The following is a 20,594-nucleotide window of genomic DNA, read 5'->3' as shown; positions in this document are numbered from 1 at the left end:
GCAGCCCGTCATCAAGGGGGAGGGGCGATCACTTCACCACCAGCCCCACACCCCGGCCGCGCGGGTCAGGCTCGGGAACCGGCGTGCGGTCCAGCACCTGGATCGCCTCGACGTCGCCGCTGAAGCTCTCGGTCCAGCTGTAGCCCCGCGCCTCCAGCGCCGCTTTCAAGGCCGGCGAGGGCGGGCCCGAGCGCTCGTAGAAGATCACGTTCTCCGGCAGCAGCTGGTGGTGGAAACGCGGTGCGGCCTGGGCGGCCTTCAGGCTCAGACCGTGGTCATAGACATTGGCCAGCACCTGGAACACCCAGGCGAAGATCCGCGAGCCGCCCGGCGTGCCGATCACCATGGCCACGCGGCCGTCCTTCGTCAGGATCGTCGGCGTCATCGAAGACAGGGGACGTTTGCCGGGCGCGATGGCGTTGGCCGATCCGCCGACCACACCGAACAGGTTGGGCGTGCCGGGCTTGGCCGAGAAGTCGTCCATCTCGTTGTTGAGGATGAACCCCGCCCCCTCGACCACCACGCCCGAGCCGAACGAGCCGTTCAGGGTGTAGGTGTTGGAGACGGCGTTGCCCCACTGATCGACGATCGAATAGTGGGTGGTCTCGTGCTTCTCCAGACCTGGCTGGACGGCCTTGGTCGCCGAGGGCTTGGCGGGATCAACCTCCCTGGCGCGCCGCGCCACATAGGCCGGGTCGATCAGGTTCGAGACCGGGACCTTCACGAAATCCGGATCGCCCAGATACTCGGCGCGGTCGGCGTAGACGCGCTTTTCGATCTCGGCCAGCAGGTGGACATACTGCGGATCGTTCAGGGCCACGCCCTGGAACATCGGCGCCAGGTCCTGCTTCATCAGCAGCAGCTGCATCAGGGCGATCCCGCCCGAGCTGGGCGGCGGGGCGGTGATCACGTCATAGCCGCGCCACTGGGCGACCAGCGGCGTCCGCCAGGCCGCCTTGTAGGTCGAAAGGTCGGCCTTGGTGATCAGCCCCTTCACCGGGTCCCGCGCCATCTGGGCGACGATCAGGTCGGCGGTCTTGCCCTCATAGAACGCTCGGTCGCCGACCAGGGCGATCCGCTCCAGGGTCGCGGCCAGCTCGGGCTGCTTGAACAGCGTCCCGGCCTTGTGCGCCGCGAAGTAGGTGCGGAAGTTGGTCTTGGAAAACTCGGGCGGCGGCTCGTCGGCCAGCACCCCCGCCAGATGCGCATCGACGACGAAGCCGTCCCGCGCATAGCGGATGGCCGGGGCCAGAACCTGCGCCCAGGGCAGCTTGCCAAAGCGCTGATGGGCCATGGCCAGACCCCGCACCGTACCCGGCACGCCCGCCGCCAGACCGCCGTACAATGACAGCCCCTCGACCGGCTCGCCGTCCGCCCCCAGATACATGTCGGCCTTGGCCGCCGCCGGCGCCGTCTCGCGGTAGTCGAGGAAGTAGGGCTTGCCGTCCATATAGACGGTCATGAACCCGCCCCCGCCCAGATTGCCCGCCTCGGGATAGGTGACGGCCAGGGCGAAGCCGGTGGCCACCGCCGCATCGACCGCATTGCCGCCGGCCTTGAGAACCTCCTGCGCCGCGAGGGCGCCGTACTGGTCCGGCGAGGCGACGGCTCCCGCCTCCAGCGCCCGGACCGCTGCCGCGGCGGACCTCGGCTTGGCCTCGACGCTCGGCGCGACCAGCAGAAGCGCCGCCGAAAGGGCGGCGGCGAGGGGAGCGAACAGGCGCAAGGCGGCCTTCAGGATTTCGTCCGGCCACGCTAGAGCGTGACGCCGAAAGTGGGAACCGGTTTCGGCGCGAGTCACGCTCTAAGTGTTTGATTTAGAGCCTCGTTATCGCGTCAAAACGAGTCCGTTTTGACGCGCGAGGCTCTAGCCGATTGGGTGGAGCGGGCAACGGCCGAAGCGTCAGAGGCCGGGGAACCGTCCTCTAGAGCATTTTTCGAGCGAAGTGGTTCCGGTTCGCGTGAAGAAAAATGCGTCAAAACAAAAGATTAGAGCTCACGGCCTGACGCCGTCAGGTCGTGAAACGCTCTAGAAATCGACGGCGACGCCCTTCTTCTCCCAGTCGCCGAAGCGGGTGGGTTCGGGGCCGTCGCGGCCGCCCTCTTCCGGCGGCAGGGATAGAGCCGCCTCGGCGGCGCGGCGGGCGGCGGCTTCCTCCAGCGCGCGGCGCGCGGCGGGGCTCAGGGTCTTGCCCGGTGCGGCGCCCGGAACCTCGGGGGCGGCGTCCGTCTCAGGGGTCGGGGTGTCGGTCATGGCGGCTCCTTACCTCGTCGATATAGAGCGATCCTGGCCGCCGACAATCGTTCACGCACACCCGGTGTGGCGACAATAGACTTGCGTCGGCGCGCGTCCCGAGGCACGGCGAGGCGGTGACTCAAGAACTCAACGACGGCCTCCCCGCCCGGGAAGCCGCGCTTACCCTGATCGACGCGGCTCTGTCGCGTCGCGGCGGCCTCGACGAAGCCGCCTCGGCAAACGGTTTCCGCTTCCTGGAACCGCGCGAGCGCGCGTTCGCCCGGGCCCTGGCCATGGCCGTGCTGCGCCATCTTGGCCCGATCGACCGCGCCCTGACCGCGCGCCTGCAGAAGGCCCCGCCGGACCGGGTGATGCATCTGCTGCGCCTGGGCGCCGCGCAGGCCTTCTATCTGGAGGTGCCCGCCTTCGCGGCCGTGGCCACCTCGGTGGAGCTGGCCGGCGCCAACAAGACCAGCCGCCCGTTCAAGGGCCTGGTCAACGCCGTGCTGCGCGGCCTGCTGCGCGATGCGCCGCCTGCCGATGACCCCAGCCTGCTGGCCCCGCCGTGGCTGTACGCCCGCTGGGTGTCGGCGTTCGGCGAGGCCACCGCCCGCCAGATCGCCGGCCAGATCGCCATCGAGCCCGCCACCGACCTGTCGGCCAAGCCCGGCGCTGACCTCGCCCCGCTCGTCGAGGCCCTGGAGGCCGAGGTCCTGCCCGGCGGGACCCTGCGTCTGCGCCGCAAGGGCGACGTGGCCGCCTGGCCGGGCTTCGAGGACGGCAGCTGGTGGGTGCAGGACGCCGCCGCCGCCGTGCCCGCCCGCCTGCTGGACATCCAGCCGGGCGCGAGCGTGCTCGATCTCTGCGCCGCGCCGGGCGGCAAGACCCTGCAGCTGGCCGCCGCGGGCGCGCAGGTCGTCGCGCTCGACCGCTCGGCCGCGCGCCTCAAGCGTCTGTCGGAGAACCTGACCCGCACCGGCCTGTCGGCCGAGATCGTCGCCGCCGACGCCGCCGCCTGGGACGATGCGCGGAGCTTCGACGCCATCCTGCTGGACGCCCCCTGCAGCGCCACCGGCACCTTCCGCCGGCATCCCGACGTGCTGTGGGCCGCGCGCCCCGGCGACGTGGCCAGCCTCGCCAATGTCCAGGCCCGCATCCTCGACGCCGCCGCCGATCGCCTGAAGCCCGGCGCGCGCCTCGTCTACTGCGTCTGTTCGCTGGAGCCCGAGGAGGGCGAGGCCCAGGTCGAGGCCTTCCTGGCCCGTCGCCAGGACGTCGCGCTGGAGCCGATCACCGCCGCCGAGGCGCCGTCGGCCGGCTTCCCGGAGGCCAGCCTCACCCCGCGCGGGACCCTGCGCCTTTTGCCGCACCACCGCGACGACGGCCAGGACGGCTTCTTCGCCGCACGGTTTCGTAAGCTCTGAATGTCTTTCCGGCGAAGGCCAGGATCGCGGCAAGCTTGAGCATTTCCTGTGGTCCCGGGTCTTCGCCCGGGATGACAGAAGGGGTTTGGCCCGCTATCCCAGGGCCATGACCGCGCCGATCATCGCCCCCTCCATCCTCGCCTCCGACTTCGCCAAGCTCGGAGAGGAAGTCGCCGCCATCGAGGCGGCCGGCGCCGACTGGGTGCACGTGGATGTGATGGACGGCCACTTCGTGCCCAACATCACGCTGGGTCCCGACATCGTCAAAGCCATCCGGCCGCACGCCAAGATCCCGTTCGACGTGCACCTGATGATCAGCCCCGCCGATCCGTACCTGGAGGCCTTCCGCGCCGCCGGGGCCGATCTGATCAGCATACACCCCGAGGCCGGCCCGCACCTGCACCGCTCGCTCAAGCGCATCCGTGAGCTGGGCGCCAAGGCCGGCGTGGTGTTCAACCCCTCGACCGGGATCGACCACGTCGAGTGGATCCTCGAGGACGTCGACCTTCTGCTGGTCATGTCGGTGAACCCCGGCTTTGGCGGCCAGAGCTTCATTCCGGGCCAGCTGCGCAAGGTCGAGGCCCTGCGCAAGATGGTCGACAAGGCCGGCCTTGATATCATCATCGAGGTCGATGGCGGGGTCACCCCGGTCACGGCCCCGCAGTGCGTGGCCGCCGGGGCCACCGCCCTCGTCGCCGGCTCGGCGGTCTTCAAGGGCGGTCCGGCCGCCTATGCCGACAACATCCGCGCGCTGAAGGGCGGCTGACGGATCGCGATGGCCGGAAAGCCCCCGTCCTCGGCTTGGCCTTCCCCGCGCGTCTGCGGGGCGGCGTGCTGTGGAAGGCCATCCGCGCCGAGGCCGCCGGCCATGTCGAGCGCGAGTGGTTCGGCTCGGGGCCCCACCGCCTGAAGATCGCCCTGCCCCGGCCAGAAGGCCTCGCCGCCCGCCCCCACGATCCGCGTCCGGTCGACGCCGCCCACGGCCAGAAGATCCTGGCCGGAACCCTGACCCTGGACGGCGGCGCCCTGCGCCTGGGTGTTGACGGCGATCCGTTCGACACCGCCAGCCCCTCGCGCCGCTTCGCCGTCAGCCTGCACCGCTTCGACTGGCTGCCGGACCTGGTCGCCGCCGGTCCGGACGGCGCCCGCCGCGCCTTGCGCCTGATCGACGACTGGCGGCGGGTGTTCGGCAAGTGGAACGCCTTTTCCTGGGGGCCAGAATGCCTGGAGCGCCGGGTGCATCACCTGGCCTGCGCCGCCAAGACCCTGGCCGCCGAGGCCAGCGACGCCGAGGTCGCCGACCTCGTCTTCGATCTGGCCCGCCAGGGTCGCCACCTGCTGGAGATCACGCGCGCCCCCGAACGGACCCTGGAACGGGCCGTCGCTGCGGGCCTGGCCGGCTGCGTTCTGGCCGGCAAGCCGAGCGAGCCGCTGATCGACGCCGCCCTGAAGGCCCTGGTCCCGCAGTTGGACGCCATGGTGCTGGGCGACGGCGGCCACGCCACCCGCAGCCCCGAGGCCGGGGTCGAGCTCCTGTTCGACCTTCTGACCCTCGATGACGCCCTGGGCCAGCGCGGCCGCCCCAGCCCAGAAGCCCTGTCGCGGGCCATCGACCGCCTGTCCAGCGCCACCCGGGTCTTCACCCTGGGCGATGGCCACCTGGCGGCCTTCCACGGCGGCGAGACGGTGGGCCCGGCGCGGATCGCCGCAGCCCTCGCCCACGACGACGCCGGCCCCCGCAGCCTGAACGCCGCCCCGCACAGCGGCTATCACAAGATGATCGGCGGCAGCATCGAGGTCATCGCCGACTGCGGCCCGCCCCCCGCCGGTCCCCTGAGCGTCAACGCCTGCGCCCAGCCGGCCGCGCTGGAGATCGTCTGCGCCAAGGACCGCCTGATCACCAGCTGCGGCTGGAGCCCCGAGGCCGCCGGCGCCCACGCCTTTCGCCTGTCGGACGCGGCCTCGACCGTCAGCGTCGGCGACGGCTCGGCCGGTCGGCCCCTGTCGGGCTTCCGCGCCAAGGCCCTGGGCCCCTGGCTGGTCGACGGCGCGACCAAGGTCGAGGCCAAGCGCCACGACGACGTCGGCGGCGTCTGGCTGGACATCGTCCACGACGGCTGGCGGCATCTGGGCCTGACCCACGCCCGTCGCCTGTTCCTCGATGCGGTCAATGACGAGCTGCGCGGCGAGGACAGCCTCTCGCCCCTGGCCCTCGACCCCAAGGCTGCGGAAGGCCCGCGCCGCTACCTGCCCTTCGCCGTGCGCTTCCACCTGCACCCCGACGCCCGCGCCTCGATCGCCCGCGACGGCAAGAGCGTGCTGATCCGCGGGCCCAGCAATATCGGCTGGTGGCTGCGCAACGACGCCGTCGACGTCGAGATCGCCCCCAGCGCCCACTTCGACCACGGCCTGGCCCGCAAGGCCGGCCAGATCGTGCTGAAAAGCCAGGTCCGCCCCGAGGTCGGGGCCAAGATCCGCTGGAAGCTCACCAAGGCCGAGGGGTGAGCGTGACGCCGAAAGTGGAAGCCGGTTTCGGCGCAAGTCACGCTCTGGGGCAGTAAGCCGCCGTGGGCTTCTCCCGCCGCCCGCCGATCGACCCCGGCCGCGCCCACGCGCCGCCGGACTACACGGCCGACGAGATCGACGAGGTCCTGACCGCCCTGCGCGCCGCGGCGCCGGAGGCCCTGGCTCTGGTCGAACAGGAAGCCCGCACGCCGGGCAGCGTGGCCATGAGCGACCACGACGACGCCTATGACCGCCTGCTGACCGTGCTGTTCGAGCGCGGCTTCGTGCACACCCACATCGAGATGGCGATGGTGTTTCGGGCGGTGAGGCAACGGGCGTGCGGTTAGCGGATATAGTCAGGCGCCTAGTGTGATCCCTCTCTCTTTGAGAGAGGGATTCGTGAATGCCCCTCACCCCGCCCCGTGCCCCGCCAGGCTGAACACCCGCGCGGTCTCCGGATCGGCCGGTTTGCCCAGCAGGCGGTCGGCCACGTACTCGCCCACCATCGGGCCGTGCTTGAAGCCGTGGCCGCCGCCGCCGAAGGCCAGCCAGACATTGTCGTAGTCGGGATGGCGGTCGATGACGAAGTGGCTGTTTGCGGTGTTGTCGACCTGGCAGACGCGGGCCTCCATGACGGGTGCGTCGCGCATGGCCGGAAAGCGGCGGGCCATGTAGTCGCGGCCCTTTTTCAGCAGATAGTCGGTCGGCAGGCGCTCGGCGGTGTCCGGGTCCTGGGTGACGCGGCCGCCGGCGTCGGGCGCGTATTTCAGGCCCCGCTCCAGGCTGCCGAAGCCATAGCCGCCCAGGATGTGGTCGTGCCAGGCCGGCTGGTGGGGCCACGAGAAGCGGTCATCCCCCGCCGGCGGGCCGAAGTAGAAGTATTCGCTGCGCCAGACCGACACGCGCGGCTTGGCCAGCTCTGGAAACAGCTTCCCCGCCCACGGCCCGCAGGCGAACACGAACTGGCCGGCGGCGAGGCTCTCGCCGCCGTCGAGGGCCAGATGGGTCAGGCGCCGGCCCTCGGCGCGGCCAGGAACCGCGCGGGCGAAGCGGAAGGCCCCGCCCTTGCGGGCGAAGACGTCCATGGTGGCCAGCACCGCCTCGCCCGCCTTGATCACGGCAGCGCTGGCGGCGGTCTCGACGAAGGCGAACTCGACGTCGTCAAAGGCCATCTGCGGATAGCGGCGGCGCAGCGCCTCGCGGTCGGCCACCTCATAGGGCAGGTTCAGGCGCTCGAAGATCGCCTTCTGGGCGGTCATGCCCGGGGTCCAGCGCTGGGCCAGCTCCAGGCGGGCGTTGGGAAACAGGAGCTGACGGCCGAAATCGGCCTCGCGCGCCTTCCACATCGCCAGGGCCTGCATCGACCAGGCCGAATAGAAGCCCTGGTCGCCATAGCCGGCGCGGATCGAGCGGGTCTCGCCCGAGGACGAGGCGCGCGGACTGGCCGGGCCGTACTGGTCGAGCGCCAGCACCGACAGGCCCCGCTCGCGCAGCGACAGGGCCGTGAACGCCCCGAACACCCCCGCCCCGACCACCGCCACGTCGGGCGCGCCGGCTTTCGGCTTGGCCGTCGGCTTTGAGGATGGCTGGGCCTGAGCCCCCGTCGCCCCCGCCAGTCCCGCCGCCGTCAGATTCAGAAATCCCCGCCGATCGATCATGCCCCGCTCCCTGGTCTGACGTTCCGGTATCGCCGCCCGATCCGTCCCGCTGAACGAAAAGCGCCGCAAACGCAGCGTCCATCGCCAAATGCGCGACGATTGGGCGCCTTGCCCCCTCTCCCATGGGGAGAGGGCCGGGGAGAGGGGGTGCGGCCTTAGCCGGAGCGCCGGCAGGGCGGCGGCTTTGAAACCCCTTACCCGACCGCTTCGCGGCCACCCTCTCCCTCTGGGAGAGGGAACCGATTTACGGGGATTGGCGGGCGTGAACGCTCGGAACAGGCGGGGCGAACGTCAACAAAATCAAGCGCTTCTCACTTTTACGCGCCAACTTATCCTCCGCGCTGGAACCACCCCCATAATCATAGCCATCCCTGTCGCGGGGGAGGGCGTTTGGATCCGGCCCAATACGGCGGCGGGGCTAGGTTGAGCGGGGCCGCGTTCGGCGCCTGGGAGACCCTGTCTGATCGTGCGGCTTACTCTTTAGGAGCGCGCACGAGGGGCCGGGCCGCTTGGGATCACGTCGGAGGCGGAGCGACAGGGCGGTGATCGTACAAGCCGCCTATCGTGGATCGTCGGGCTGGACACGGATGTAGCCGCTCCAGTTGGTCCGCGCCCGTCCGGGGGCTCCTGGGGTCCCGAGCTGAAAGACGCTCACGCCCCCCATCCTCACGGGCAAGAACAACCTGGCGGAGCGGAAGCGCGAGCCGAAACGCAAAACACACTCACGGTCTCCGGGTTCGCCCGGCCGCTCCGTCGCCTCCCCATTGAACTTCAGCGGTCACGCCGCGTGAAGCGGCGGACGCATGTTCCCAAAATCCTCCCCCCAGCGGGGGAGGTGTCGGCTCGAAGAGACGACGGAGGGGGAAGGGGCCGGTTCAGCAGCACTTCCCCCTCCGTCCGCTGCGCGGACACCTCCCCCGCTGGGGGGGAGGATTTCTCTAAAACGCCGCGCTGACGATCGTCCCGTCGGGCAGGAGGGCGGCGCGTTTCAGACCACTGGAGGCGAAGGGCATGGCGATGTTTCCCGAGGCGTCCACCGCGATCAGTCCGCCATGACCGCCAAGCTCGGCGACGCTGTCGATGGCGGCCTTGGCGGCGACGTCCAGCGGCTGGCCGCCGAAGCGGACGCGGTGGGCGATCTGGGCGGCGACGGCGGCGCGGATGAAGTACTCGCCCTGGCCCGTGCACGAGACGGCGGCGTGGCCGTCGGCCCAGGCGCCGGCCCCGATGATGGGACTGTCGCCCACCCGGCCGGGCCGTTTGCCGAACACCCCGGCGGTGGAGGTGGCGGCGGCCAGGCGCCCCTCGGCGTCGCGGACCACGCAGCCGACGGTGCCGGTCGGCAGGGCATCCGGCGGGTGATTGTCTTCGAAAGCGCCGGCGCGGGTGAACCAGGCGTCCGGATCCTCGACCGTCTCCAGCCCCTGCTCGCGGGCGAAGTCTATGGCGCCCTGGCCGGCCAGCATGACGTGCGGGGTGTGCTCCATCACCGCGCGGGCGGCCAGGATCGGGCTCTTGAAGCCTTGCAGGGCGGCGACCGAACCGGCGCGCAGGGTGGCGCCGTCCATCAGGCTGGCGTCTAGCTCGTACTCGCCGTCGGCGTTGGGCGAGGCGCCCTTGCCGGCGATGTAGAGACCGCTGGCCTCGAGGCCGACCACGGTCTCGACCGCCACGTCGAGCGCGCCGGCGCCGGCGGCCAGGCGATCGCGGGCGGCTTCGATAAGGCCGCGCATGTGGGCGATCTCGACGCCGTAGTCGTGGCCGCGCTTGGCCCCGGCGCCGCCGTGCAGGGCGAGACTAAAACGTTTGTTTGACATTCTGCTTCCTTGGCTCGGCGTCCCGCGCTAGCGTCCGGGCTCTTAGCGAAGAACGTCCTTTTAGCGAAAAGATTTGGGGAGAGGCGATCATGAAGGCAGTGCTCAGCAAGGAAGTCGGCGGTCCCGAGACCCTGGTGCTGGAGGAGCTGCCCGATCCCGTCGCCGGTCCGGGCCAGGTGCTGATCGATGTGAAGGCCTGCGGGGTGAACTATCCCGACGTCCTGATCATCGAGGACAAGTACCAGTTCAAGCCGACGCGTCCGTTCGCGCCGGGCGGCGAGGTGTCGGGCGTGATCTCGGCGGTCGGCGAAGGCGTGACCCGCTTCAAGGTCGGCGACCGCGTGCTGGCCTCGACCGGCTGGGGCGGCTACGCCGAGAAGCTGGCCCTGGAAGAGGGCCGCTGCACGCCCATTCCCGACAACATGCCCTTCGACGAGGCCGCCGCCTTCGTCCTGACCTACGGCACCTCGTACTACGCGCTGAAGGAGCGCGGCGTGCTGAAGGCGGGAGAGACCTTGCTGGTGCTGGGCGCGGCCGGGGGCGTGGGCCTGGCGGCCGTCGAGCTGGGCAAGGCCATGGGCGCCAAGGTCATCGCCGCAGCCTCCAGCCAGGAAAAGATCGATCTGGCGATCAAGCACGGCGCCGACAGCGGCGTCGTCTATCCGCGCGGCCCGTTCGACAAGGACGGCCAGAAGGAACTGGCCAACCTGATCAAGGGCGCCTGCGGCCCGGACGGCTGGGACGTGGCCTATGACGCGGTCGGCGGCGACTATTCGGAGGCCACCATCCGCGCGGCCGGCTGGAACGGCCGCTTCCTGGTGATCGGCTTCCCGTCGGGCATCCCGAAGATCCCGCTGAACCTGACGCTCCTGAAGTCCTGCGACATCGTCGGCGTCTTCTGGGGCGCGGCGGTGGCGCGCGACCCCAAGGGCCACGCCCAGAACCTCAAGGAGTTGATGGACCTCTACGCCGCCGGCAAGATCCGTCCGTACGTCTCCGAGCGCTTCCCGCTGGCCCGCGCCGGCGAGGCGATCGCTCACCTTTCCAGCCGCAAGGCGATGGGCAAGGTGGTCATCACCGTCGACTAAGGAGGCGTCGAAGACGTGGTTAAATCCCGCTAAGTATCCTTTTTAGCGAAGGAAACAGGATATCTCCGCAGAATGTCTCCAAGACTAGGAGACTCTGCGGAGATGTTCGTTCCTCAAGAGCAGAGCGGGCTCAACGAGGCCGCCCCGGCCGCGCCGCGTCGCCCCTACCGGCTGTCGCGGCGTCCCGAGGAGCGCGTGCACGTGCTGGGCGGGACCATGGACCTGGTGCGCCCCGAGGAGGTCTTCCACTTCGTCACCGGCAAGCTGGAGGCGCGGCAGAGCACGATCGTCGCCAACCACAACCTCCACAGCCTGTACCTGATCGGCAAGAACCACCAGATCGGCGAATTCTACAAGGTCGCCGATCTGGTCGAGGTCGACTCGGTGCCGCTGATCTTCTGGGCGCGCCTGGTGGGCCGCGCCAGCCGGCGTTTCCACCGCTGCACCTATCTGGACTGGCGCGACGCCTTCTGGGCCCTGGCCAGCGAGAAGAACTGGAAGGTCTTCTTCGTCGGCGGCGCGCCGGGCGTCGGCGAAAAGGCGGTCAAGCGTATCCGCCAGGACTGGCCGAACGCCCGCATCGAGACCCATCACGGCTATTTCGATGCGACGGCGGGCTCGGCCGAAAACACGGCGGTCGTGGCCAAGATCCGCGACTACGCCCCGGACATCGTTCTGGTCGGCATGGGCATGCCGCGCCAGGAGATCTGGACGCTGGAGAACCACCAGGCCTACGGCCCGGCGGCGACCTTTACCGTCGGCGGGGCTTTCGACTACGAGGCGGGCGTCCAGAAGGCCGCGCCGCGCTGGATGGGTCCGCTGGGCATGGAGTGGCTGTTCCGCCTGATGTCGGATCCACAGCGTCTGTTCTCCCGCTACTGCATCGAGCCCTGGTCGCTGATCGGCCCGGCCTGCGGCGACGTCGTGCGGGCGCTGTCCAGACGCTCGACGACGGGCGAGTCCCGCGCGGCGGAAAACGCCCGCTGGGAGCAGATCCGCGCCCGCAACGAGGCGGCGCGCTAACATGACGACTCCAGTGGGCGCCGTTCGAGGCGGGAACGTCATGCTGTTGAACTTCAGGGGGCTTGAAGTCTGATGGGCCTGGATATCCGTGTCATGACCCTGGAGGCCAAGGAGCGCTCCAGCTTCGCCCATCGGGCCGTGGCCGCTCTGGGCCTGGTCAGCCTGGGCCTTGCCTGGGCGGTGCTGCTGGTGCCGTGCATGCTCTGGCTCGCCGTCACCCACCTGGGACGCCGCATGGAGCCCCTCGCCCGCCGTCCCGCGCCTTAAGGCCTCGAAAGCTGAGCCCGCGCCGCAAAGCCCCCTAGCCAATCCCGACTCGCTCCGCGAATATGATCATTGATCACTGACCCGCGCGAGGTCGGGACGCGGAGGAAAAAACGATGGTCGGACGTCTGAACGGCAAGGTCGCCGTCATTACCGGGGGCTGCTCGGGCATCGGGCTGGGAACGGTCGAACTGTTCGTCGCCGAGGGCGCCTGCGTGGTCGCCGCCGATCTGCAGGACGAGAAAGGGCGCATGCTGGAGCAGCGCTTTCCAGATCGGGTCCGCTTCGCACGATGCGACGTCACCTCCGATGACGATCTGGCCAAGACCATGGGCCTGGCGGAAAGCAGCTTCGGGGGCCTGGACATCCTCTTCAACAACGCCGGGCATGGGGGGACGCCGGCGGGCGTGCCCGAACTGACCGCCGAGGCCTGGGACAAGACCTTCGCCCTCCTGGTGCGCGGGCCGGCCATGGGCATGAAGCACGCCCTCCCACTGATGCAGAAACGCGGCGGCGGCTCGATCATCAACACCGCCTCGATCGCCGGGCTGCAGGCGGGCTTTGGGCCTCTGGCCTATTCCTCGGCCAAGGCGGCGGTGATCCACATGAGCCGCTGCGCGGCGGCCGAGCTTTCGCCGCAGAAGATCCGCGTCAACGCCATCTGCCCCGGCCTGATCGCCACCTCGATCTTCGGCGCCTCGATGGGCCTGCCGCGCGAGGTCGCCGACCAGATGGCCGCCCAGATCGCCTCCATCGGCCCGAAGATCCAGCCGATCCCGAAATCGGGGCTGCCCGAGGACATCGCGGCGGCGGCCCTGTATCTGGCTAGCGACGACTCGCGATTCGTGACGGGCACGCACATCGTCGTCGACGGAGGCATCACCGTGGGTCCGCGCAGCGCCTGGGACATCAACACGCCCTCGCCGATCCTGGCGGCCATGGGCATCACGCCGGAGCAAGCTGAACAGATGCGAGCCCAGTTGCTGGCGGCTGGCGGGACCGGGTGACGCTCAGTCCCAATCTGCGCGGCGCGCTGTGGATGCTGGCCTCTGCGGTCGGCTTCACGGTGATGACCACCCTGATCAAGTTCCTGGGCGACGACTATCCGGCAGCCCTGCAGACCTTCTACCGGCAGCTGGCGGGCGTCCTCGTCCTGCTGCCGCTGATAGCACGCGACTGGCGCGGCGCGTTCCGCACGACGCGTCCCGGCATCGTCATCTTCCGGTCCAGCGCCGGGGTGCTGGCGCTGATCATGAGCTTCTACGCCTATCAGAAACTGCCGTTGGCGGACGCCAACGCCTTGTCGTTCACGCGGACGCTGTGGCTGGTGCCGCTGGCGGGCCTTGTGCTGCGCGAGCCGATCGGGCCGCGGCGGATCAGCGCGGCGCTGGTGGGCTTTGTCGGCGTGCTGATCATGCTGCAGCCTGGCGCGGAGGGCGTCGAGGCCTGGCTCGGCTGGCCCCAACTCTGCGCCCTGGGCGCCGCCTTCTTGTTCGCCCTGACCATCACCGGGATGAAGGTCATGACCCGCGACCACACCCCGTTCGTGCTGCTGGTCTATGCGGCGGTGCTGGGTCTGGTCTTTGCCATCCCGCCGGCGCTCTTCGTATGGCGCTGGCCGACCTGGCCGGACCTGGGACTACTGGCCGCCATGGGCGTGATCGGCACATTGACCCAAGGGGCCTATATCAAGGGGATGGAGGCCGGTGAGGCGGCCGTCATGGCGCCGGTCGACTACACGCGGCTCGTGTTCGCCGTGATCGTGGGCTTCCTGCTGTTCCAAGAAGTCCCGCGGACGGCGACGGTGGTCGGCGCGGTGATCGTGGTGGGCTCCACGCTGTTCATCTCCTGGCGAGAGCATCAACTTGCAAAGCAGGCTGCGGCCGAACCGACCTAGAGCTTGGACGCCTTCGCCGGCGCGTGGTGCGAAAGCGCGCGCGTCCTTTCGCTCGCCGATCAAACCCGCCAGAGCCCCTTTTGGACCCATCAGGCCGGATAAAAGGGCTCTATTTCAAAAGTTTAGAGGCCTCTTCGATCCGATAGTCGTTTCACACCTGTCGGAAAATGCTCTAGCCATGGCGCGCTGCTCTTAGGGACCTCGATGCAAACAGTTCTGGTGACTGGCGGCGCCGGCTATGTCGGATCGCATTGCTGTCTGGCCTTGGCCGAGGCGGGGTTTCGCCCGATCGTGTTCGATGACCTGTCGAACGGCCATCGCGAGCATGTCCAGTGGGGCCCTCTGGAAGTGGGCGACATCCGCGACGCCGCGCGCCTGGACGCGGTGTTCGCCGCCTATGCGCCGGTGGCGGTGATGCACTTCGCCGCGCGCATCGAGGTGGGCGAGTCCGTCAAGAACCCCGGCGCCTTCTTCGACACCAATGTCGGCGGGACGATCACACTGATCGAGGCGGCGCGGCGAGCCGGCGTCAAGGTGATGGTGTTCTCCTCCACCTGCGCGACCTTCGGCGATCCAGTCGAGCTGCCGATGAATGAGACCCACCCGCAGGCGCCTCTCAACCCCTATGGCCGCAGCAAGCTGATGGTCGAGCAGGCCCTGGCCGACTACGATCGCTATGTCGGGCTCAAGAGCGCGGTGATGCGCTATTTCAACGCCGCCGGCGCCGACCCGCAGGGCCGCATCGGCGAGTGGCACGAGCCCGAGACCCACGCTGTTCCGCTGGCGATCCAGGTGGCGCTCGGCCAGCGACCGCGCTTCACGATCTTCGGCGACGACTATGACACGCGCGACGGTACGGCCGTACGCGACTACGTCCATGTCCTCGACCTGGCGGATGCTCACGTCGCCGCCCTCAAGCGCCTGCTCGCGGGGGGATCTTCAGAGACTTACAATCTCGGGACAGGAACCGGGACGACGGTCCGCGAATTGGTCGACGGCGTGGGAAAGGTGGCCGGCGCGCCCCTTCCGGTTGAGATCGCCTCGCGACGCCCCGGCGATGCGCCGGTGCTGGTCGGTGATCACGCCAAGGCGCGAGCCGAACTCGGATGGAAGCCTTCCCGAAGTCTGAACGAGATCCTCTCGACCGCCTGGCGGTGGCATCGCGGGCGCCTTGAACAGGACTCCTGAGCGCTCAGCGGAGCAAAACTCAGAAAGGGTTTATTCGTAACTCCTCCGGTAGCCTTAAAGGCGAGTGACCCTCGAGGAACGTTGCGTGTTCAAGTTGCTGACCTGTCTGACGACGCAGCATGACCTGCGGCTGGTGCTTGTCGCCGGCGCCGTCTGTCTGGCGGGTTGCTTTACGACCTTCCGTCTTTACTCGCGCATGCGCGGCGCTCGGGGCGTCGTCCGGGCCGCTTGGTTGCTGCTGACCGGCCTGGTCGCGGGATCCAGCGTCTGGGCCACCCACTTCATCGCCATGGTCGCGTTCACGCCCGGGCTCAAGACCGGCTACAGCCCGACAGGCACGCTTCTGTCGCTGATGATCGCGGCGCTGTTCATGGCCAGCGGTTTTGCGGTCGCGTCGGCGCAGCGCAGCACCACGAACGATTTCGCGGGCGGGGTTTTGATCGGGCTCGGCGTGGCCGCCATGCACTATATGGGCATGTCGGCCTTCGTGACCCAAGGCCAACTGGTGTGGGAGCACGCCACGGTCGGCATGTCGGCCGTCCTCGGGGTCGGTGGCGCGACTGCGGCCCTGCTGCTGGCGGGCACGGCGCGGACGATCCGTCGCCAGGCGCTGGGCGGGGGTCTGCTGTGCCTGGGCATCGTCATGCTGCATTTCACCGGCATGTCGGCGATCACCATCGTCCCTGACGCCTCGGTCACGGTGCCCGACCAGCTTCTGTCCGGCGGCATGCTGACCCTGGCCGTCGGCTCGATCACGAGCATGATCATTCTGGGGGGGCTCGGAGCGGTGGCGATCGAGTCCCAAACCTCCCGGTCGGCGCTCGAACGCATCCGTCGCCTCGCCAACGCGGCCTATGAAGGCCTGGTGGTGGTGCAGTCGGGGCGGATCAACGACGCCAACGCCGCATTCTGCGACCTGGTGGGCGCGCCGCTCGCTGAGCTGGTCGGACGTCCGCTCTTCGGCGAGATCCTGACCTTCGATGAGGCCGGCCCCAATCGTGAAGACGTCCGTCGTGAGGGGCGCCTGCAGCCCTTGGTCGGCGGACGCGAAATCCCGGTCGAGGTGTTTTCTCGCCTGATGGACGACGGGGCGCGCGTTGAAACCTCGGGCCTGACGGTCTTGGCCGTGCGGGACCTGCGCGAGCGCCGAGCGGCCGAAGAGAAAATCCGCTACCTCGCCGAGCATGACGGTCTCACCGGACTGCCCAACCGCAACTCGCTGCAGATGCGCCTGGCCGCCGCCATCGATCGGGTCGAGGCGTCCGGCGAGAGCTTGGCGGTCATCTGCATCGATCTGGACCATTTCAAGGAAGCCAACGACCAGCACGGGCACCTGGCGGGCGACGCCCTGCTGGTTGAGACCGCGCGCCGTCTTCAATCGGCCGTGCAAGCTCCGTCCTTCGCCGCGCGCCTGGGCGGCGACGAGTTCATCGTCGTCCAGATCGCCGGCGGTGATCAGCCCGCCGTAGCCGCGGAGCTGGCGGGCCGTCTGATCGAGATGCTGGCCGCGCCGGTGGCGTTCGATGGTCAGGAACTGGCCATGGGGTCCAGCCTCGGCGTCAGCCTGTATCCCGACGACGGCCGGACTGCCGAGGCCCTGATGGCCAATGCGGACATGGCCCTCTATCGGGCCAAGGAGAGCGGTCGCGGGGTCTATCGCTTCTTCAAGCGCGAAATGGACGACACCATCCGTGAACGGCGCAACCTGGCGCGCGACCTTCGCCAAGGCATCGCCGACAATGAGCTGATCGTTCACTACCAGCCGCTCGCCCGGGCGGCGGATGGCGAGGTATGCGGCTTCGAGGCGCTGGTCCGGTGGAAGCACCCGACGCGGGGCATGATCCCGCCGCTCGACTTCATTCCGGTGGCGGAGGAGAACGGACTGATCGAGGCGCTGGGCGACTGGGTGCTACGTCGCGCCTGTGCGGACGCCGCCGCCTGGGAGAAGCCGCTGCGTATCGCGGTCAATCTTTCGCCGATCCAGCTGCACAATCCAGCCCTGCCCACCCTGGTGCACGAGGTTCTCATCACGACGGGCCTGTCGCCCTCGCGGCTGGAGCTGGAGATCACCGAAAGCGCGCTGTTCAAGGACTATCAGCGGGCGCTCGACAACCTCCGCCGGCTTAAAGCCCTCGGCGTACGGATCGCCATGGACGACTTCGGCACCGGCTTCTCGTCGCTATCGACGCTGCAATCGTTCCCGTTCGACAAGATCAAGATCGACAAGAGCTTCGTCGAGAACATCCATCGGCATGACCGCGCCACCGCCATTGTCCGCGCGGTGCTGGGCCTGGGGCGCAGCCTGGAGATCCCGGTCGTCGCCGAAGGCGTCGAGACCGAGGAGCAGATCCTGTTCCTGCGCGGGGAAGACTGCGCCGAACTGCAGGGCTATGCGATCGGCCGGCCCGCGCCGGTCGACGCCCTGACGATGTGGACCACGGCCGGCGATCAGGGCGCGATCGCCCCAAAGAGCAAGACCAGGCGTTCCGCCTAAGGTCGATTGGCGCAGAGGCCATGGCCGATCCCAACGGCTTGGCGAAGATCAACAAGGCTCTGCGCCATCGCCCAGGTACGGTCAGCGCCGACGACGACGGCTCGCACCACCGCTGAGACCGCCCAACAACCCGCGCATGAGCTCCCGCCCCGCCTGAGAGGCGACCGTACGAACCAGCGTGACCGCGAAGGCCTCAACCATGGTCTGGCGACCCGAGGCGCGGGGGCGACTTTCGCGCGCCTCGCGGGCGGCTTCGCGCTCCCGAACCTTGGCCTCGGCGGCGGCGCGCTGGTCGGCTTCGGCCTCCTGGCGCTCGGCCTCCGCCTGCCGTTGCGCCTGCGCAGCGCGCCCCTGCAGGATTTCGTAGGCGGAGTCGCGATCCTCGGCCGTGTCGTAGACGCCCGCGACCGGGCTTTCTGCATGCAGCGCCGCGCGCTCCTGCGGCGTCAACGGCCCCAGGCGAGAAGCCGGCGGCCGGATCAGGGTCTTCTGGACGATCCGGGGCGCGCCCTTCTCGTCGAGCGTGGAGACCAGCGCCTCACCCACGCCCAGCGCCTGGATGGTTTCGGCGGTGTCGAAGCCCGGATTGACCCGGAACGACTGGGCGGCGGCCTTGAGGCCCTTCTGATCCGCAGGCGTATAGGCGCGCAGGGCATGCTGCACGCGGGCGCCCAGCTGGCCTAGCACCCCGTCCGGGATATCCGCTGGATTCTGGGTGACGAAATAGATCCCCACGCCCTTCGAGCGGATCAGCCTGACAACCTGCTCGATCTTCTCCAGCAGCGGCTTGGGCGCGTCGTTGAACAGCAGGTGCGCCTCGTCGAAGAAGAACACCAGATTGGGTTTCTCCGGATCGCCGACCTCGGGCAGCACTTCGAACAGCTCTGACAGAAGCCACAGCAGGAAGGTCGAATAGAGCTTGGGCGACTGGATCAGACGATCAGCCGCCAGCAGGCTCACATAGCCGCGTCCGGCCGCATCGGTGCGCATTATGTCGGACAGATCAAGCGCAGGCTCGCCGAAGAAGTGCTCGGCCCCCTGGGTCTGCAGCGTCAGGAGCTTGCGCTGGATGGCGCCGACAGTCGCCGGCGCAACATTGCCATACTGCGTGCCGATCTCATCAGCGTTGTCGGCGACATATTTCAGCGCCGCCTGGAGGTCCTTCAGGTCCAGCAGCAGCAGCCCGTCCTTGTCGGCGACGTGGAAGGCGATCGTCAGAACGCCTTCCTGCACGTCGTTCAGCTCCAGCAGGCGCGAGAGCAGCAGCGGCCCCATCTCCGAGATAGTGGTGCGGATGGGGTGACCTTTTTGGCCGAATAGATCCCAGAAGATCACCGGCGGCGCGGCGGGCCCCAGGACGAGGTCCATCGATGCGGCGCGGGCAAGCATCTTTTCATTGGGCGTTCCAGGGATGGCGACGCCCGAGAGATCGCCCTTCACATCGGCCGCGAACACCGGAACACCGGCGTCGGAGAACGCCTGCGCCAGCACCTGAAGGGTCACGGTTTTGCCGGTGCCCGTGGCGCCGGCGACCACGCCATGCCGGTTCGAGCGATCGAGCCTTTGAGTGACCGGACCTTCGCCAAGCCCGACCAGGATCTCGTTCTCGTCGATCGACAGCGGCATGTGCAAACTCCTTACATCGATGCGCGTTTGACCCTAGACGGGGCCTTGCGCCGCGCCAATCGGGGCGGGCAATCTCGGTCGCGTATCTGGAGAATTTTTGCAAATGCCGGCACCCGCCCCGCCGTCGGTCACGACGCGCAACGCCGTGGTCTTTCTGGCCGTCATCGCCGGCGCGGCGACGTTGAAGTGGATGCAGGACATCCTGACGCCCCTGGCGCTGGCGCTCTTTCTGGCGGTGATGATCGACAGTTTCGCGCGGGTGCTGACTGACCGAACGCCGCGCTTTCCCAGGCGTCTCGCCCTGCCGACAGCGGTAGTGCTGTCCCTATGGCTGTTTGGGATGTCGGTCTGGATCGTCATCGACAACGGCAAGGAGTTCTTCGACCACTCCTCCCAATACGTCGACAGCCTCAATGCGATCATCGCCAAGTTCACCCCGACCATCGCGCGTCTCGCGCCGGGCCTTGAACTGTCGGTCGCCCCGACGATCGGCGACCTCGTCAAGCACCTGAACCCGCAACGCTACTTCGGCGATGTCGCCCAGTCCTTCAACAGCTTCGCCACCAGCGCTATCCTGGTGCTGATCTATCTGGGCTTCATCCTGGCCTCGCGTCGTGGCTTCGCCCGGAAGATCGTGGCGCTGTTTCCCCATCACGCTGAGCGCGAGACGAACATGAAAATGTTCCAGCGCATTCGCGATGGCGTTGAGCAATACCTCTGGATCCAGACCGTGACCGGCCTGATGATCGCGGTCTCGGCGTTCGTAGTCATGATGCTCGTGGGCTTGGACAACGCCTTCTTCTGGGCGTTTCTGATCTTCCTGGCCGCTTACATCCCGATCCTCGGCGGCGCGATCGGCTGCTTCCTGCCGCCGATCTTCGCGCTGATCCAGTTTCCCGAAAGTCTCTGGCCGGCGGTCATCCTCTTCGTCGCGTTGCAGGGGATCTTCTTTGTGGTCGGCAATGTCATTCTGCCCCGCATGCAGGGCGACAGCCTGAACATGGACCCCACGGTCGTGCTGCTGTCTCTGGCGGTCTGGGGCGCGCTTTGGGGCGTGCCGGGGATGTTCCTGTCGACGCCGCTCACCGTCGCCGCGATGGTCATCCTCGCCCAGTTCGAAGGCTCGCGCTGGATCGCGATCCTGCTCTCGGAGGACGGCGATCCTCAGGGCGTTCCCGAGACCCCCGCAGCGGACGCTGCGCAAAAGAAATGAGCGCCCCCCTTAAACCGCGTTCTTGGGCCCCTACATCTAACTTGTCCGGCTCCCCCACCCGGACGAACCGCCGATGAGGGCAGGCCAAAGCCGCCGTCTCATCGCCGCGAGGACGCCCGCGCTTCCCCAAGCGGGCCTGCGCCGCCGGCTCCCCCCAGCCG

16 protein-coding genes and 2 pseudogenes are annotated in these 20,594 nt (G+C 68.7%); 12 read left to right on the top strand and 6 right to left on the bottom strand.

The genetic code is table 11. The features are described from left to right. Window positions 1–28: 28 nt before the first annotated feature. Window positions 29–1,726 carry a gamma-glutamyltransferase gene (ggt, locus tag OVA11_RS03465; protein WP_268066184.1) on the bottom strand — a complete coding sequence of 566 codons (1,698 nt, stop codon included), beginning with the start codon at window positions 1,724–1,726 and terminating at the stop codon, window positions 29–31. 303 nt (window positions 1,727–2,029) lie between these two features. Beyond that, entirely contained in the window at window positions 2,030–2,254 is a 225-nt protein-coding gene (locus tag OVA11_RS03460; RefSeq protein ID WP_268066183.1) for a DUF1674 domain-containing protein, read from the bottom strand. Window positions 2,255–2,370: 116 nt separating this feature from the next. On the opposite strand from OVA11_RS03460, the gene OVA11_RS03455 reads away from it, so the two are divergent. From OVA11_RS03455 to OVA11_RS03440, 4 genes and pseudogenes are all read left to right on the top strand, one after another. Next, entirely contained in the window at window positions 2,371–3,660 is a 1,290-nt protein-coding gene (locus OVA11_RS03455; protein WP_268066182.1) for an RsmB/NOP family class I SAM-dependent RNA methyltransferase, read from the top strand. 106 nt (window positions 3,661–3,766) lie between these two features. Continuing rightward, window positions 3,767–4,426 carry a ribulose-phosphate 3-epimerase gene (rpe, locus tag OVA11_RS03450; protein WP_012639879.1) on the top strand — a complete coding sequence of 220 codons (660 nt, stop codon included), beginning with the start codon at window positions 3,767–3,769 and terminating at the stop codon, window positions 4,424–4,426. Window positions 4,427–4,435: 9 nt separating this feature from the next. Then, window positions 4,436–6,165 (top strand): annotated as a pseudogene (locus tag OVA11_RS03445) (heparinase II/III family protein). Window positions 6,166–6,227: 62 nt separating this feature from the next. Further along, window positions 6,228–6,512, top strand: coding sequence for a hypothetical protein (locus OVA11_RS03440; RefSeq protein ID WP_268066181.1), 285 nt, complete (start codon window positions 6,228–6,230; stop codon window positions 6,510–6,512). Between the two features lie 63 nt (window positions 6,513–6,575). Here OVA11_RS03440 and OVA11_RS03435 read toward each other — a convergent pair whose 3' ends face one another. The 3 genes and pseudogenes from OVA11_RS03435 to OVA11_RS03430 all read right to left on the bottom strand — a co-directional run bounded on the left by OVA11_RS03435 (window position 6,576) and on the right by OVA11_RS03430 (window position 9,640). Next, window positions 6,576–7,823 (bottom strand): NAD(P)/FAD-dependent oxidoreductase, encoded by a 1,248-nt coding sequence (locus OVA11_RS03435; RefSeq protein ID WP_268066180.1) that lies wholly within the window; start codon window positions 7,821–7,823, stop codon window positions 6,576–6,578. Window positions 7,824–8,636: 813 nt separating this feature from the next. Beyond that, window positions 8,637–8,758: pseudogene (locus OVA11_RS19765) on the bottom strand (hypothetical protein); the annotation flags it as partial. A 3-nt stretch (window positions 8,759–8,761) separates the two neighbouring features. Next, on the bottom strand, window positions 8,762–9,640 hold the full coding sequence (locus OVA11_RS03430) for an isoaspartyl peptidase/L-asparaginase family protein (RefSeq protein WP_268066179.1): 879 nt from the start codon (window positions 9,638–9,640) through the stop codon (window positions 8,762–8,764). Between the two features lie 89 nt (window positions 9,641–9,729). On the opposite strand from OVA11_RS03430, the gene OVA11_RS03425 reads away from it, so the two are divergent. From OVA11_RS03425 to OVA11_RS03395, 7 genes are all read left to right on the top strand, one after another. After that, window positions 9,730–10,728, top strand: a complete 999-nt coding sequence (locus tag OVA11_RS03425; protein ID WP_268066178.1) for an NADPH:quinone oxidoreductase family protein — start codon at window positions 9,730–9,732, stop codon at window positions 10,726–10,728. A gap of 102 nt (window positions 10,729–10,830) precedes the next feature. Next, on the top strand, window positions 10,831–11,751 hold the full coding sequence (locus OVA11_RS03420; protein ID WP_268066177.1) for a WecB/TagA/CpsF family glycosyltransferase: 921 nt from the start codon (window positions 10,831–10,833) through the stop codon (window positions 11,749–11,751). 72 nt (window positions 11,752–11,823) lie between these two features. Next, on the top strand, window positions 11,824–12,018 hold the full coding sequence (locus OVA11_RS03415) for a hypothetical protein (RefSeq protein ID WP_268066176.1): 195 nt from the start codon (window positions 11,824–11,826) through the stop codon (window positions 12,016–12,018). Window positions 12,019–12,131: 113 nt separating this feature from the next. Next, a complete protein-coding gene (locus tag OVA11_RS03410) occupies window positions 12,132–13,022 on the top strand; it encodes an SDR family NAD(P)-dependent oxidoreductase (RefSeq protein ID WP_268066175.1) in 891 nt (296 codons plus the stop codon). Beyond that, window positions 13,019–13,912 (top strand): DMT family transporter, encoded by an 894-nt coding sequence (locus tag OVA11_RS03405; RefSeq protein ID WP_268066174.1) that lies wholly within the window; start codon window positions 13,019–13,021, stop codon window positions 13,910–13,912. The genes OVA11_RS03410 and OVA11_RS03405 overlap by 4 nt, the downstream gene beginning before the upstream one ends. A 204-nt stretch (window positions 13,913–14,116) precedes the next feature. After that, window positions 14,117–15,100, top strand: a complete 984-nt coding sequence (gene galE, locus OVA11_RS03400; protein WP_268066173.1) for a UDP-glucose 4-epimerase GalE — start codon at window positions 14,117–14,119, stop codon at window positions 15,098–15,100. A 64-nt stretch (window positions 15,101–15,164) separates the two neighbouring features. Further along, window positions 15,165–17,594, top strand: coding sequence for a bifunctional diguanylate cyclase/phosphodiesterase (locus OVA11_RS03395; RefSeq protein ID WP_268066172.1), 2,430 nt, complete (start codon window positions 15,165–15,167; stop codon window positions 17,592–17,594). 81 nt (window positions 17,595–17,675) lie between these two features. On the opposite strand, the gene OVA11_RS03390 is transcribed toward OVA11_RS03395, so the two are convergent. Then, entirely contained in the window at window positions 17,676–19,220 is a 1,545-nt protein-coding gene (locus OVA11_RS03390; RefSeq protein ID WP_268066171.1) for a helicase HerA-like C-terminal domain-containing protein, read from the bottom strand. A gap of 103 nt (window positions 19,221–19,323) precedes the next feature. On the opposite strand from OVA11_RS03390, the gene OVA11_RS03385 reads away from it, so the two are divergent. Next, entirely contained in the window at window positions 19,324–20,433 is a 1,110-nt protein-coding gene (locus tag OVA11_RS03385) for an AI-2E family transporter (RefSeq protein WP_268066170.1), read from the top strand. Window positions 20,434–20,594: the final 161 nt, after the last annotated feature.

It is taken from the genome of Caulobacter sp. SL161 (assembly GCF_026672375.1).
Taxonomy (GTDB): Bacteria; Pseudomonadota; Alphaproteobacteria; order Caulobacterales; family Caulobacteraceae; genus Caulobacter.
This window is presented reverse-complemented; position numbering and strand designations above follow the sequence as displayed.

Excerpts from the sequence above, each read along its gene's own strand:
- OVA11_RS03460 (WP_268066183.1), bottom strand. The coding sequence starts at position 2,254 with ATGACCGACACCCCGACCCCTGAGACGGACGCCGCCCCCGAGGTTCCG.
- rpe (WP_012639879.1), top strand. The coding sequence starts at position 3,767 with ATGACCGCGCCGATCATCGCCCCCTCCATCCTCGCCTCCGACTTCGCC.
- OVA11_RS03435 (WP_268066180.1), bottom strand. The coding sequence starts at position 7,823 with ATGATCGATCGGCGGGGATTTCTGAATCTGACGGCGGCGGGACTGGCG.
- OVA11_RS03430 (WP_268066179.1), bottom strand. The coding sequence starts at position 9,640 with ATGTCAAACAAACGTTTTAGTCTCGCCCTGCACGGCGGCGCCGGGGCC.
- OVA11_RS03425 (WP_268066178.1), top strand. The coding sequence starts at position 9,730 with ATGAAGGCAGTGCTCAGCAAGGAAGTCGGCGGTCCCGAGACCCTGGTG.
- OVA11_RS03420 (WP_268066177.1), top strand. The coding sequence starts at position 10,831 with ATGTTCGTTCCTCAAGAGCAGAGCGGGCTCAACGAGGCCGCCCCGGCC.
- OVA11_RS03415 (WP_268066176.1), top strand. The coding sequence starts at position 11,824 with ATGGGCCTGGATATCCGTGTCATGACCCTGGAGGCCAAGGAGCGCTCC.
- OVA11_RS03410 (WP_268066175.1), top strand. The coding sequence starts at position 12,132 with ATGGTCGGACGTCTGAACGGCAAGGTCGCCGTCATTACCGGGGGCTGC.
- galE (WP_268066173.1), top strand. The coding sequence starts at position 14,117 with ATGCAAACAGTTCTGGTGACTGGCGGCGCCGGCTATGTCGGATCGCAT.
- OVA11_RS03390 (WP_268066171.1), bottom strand. The coding sequence starts at position 19,220 with ATGCCGCTGTCGATCGACGAGAACGAGATCCTGGTCGGGCTTGGCGAA.
- OVA11_RS03385 (WP_268066170.1), top strand. The coding sequence starts at position 19,324 with ATGCCGGCACCCGCCCCGCCGTCGGTCACGACGCGCAACGCCGTGGTC.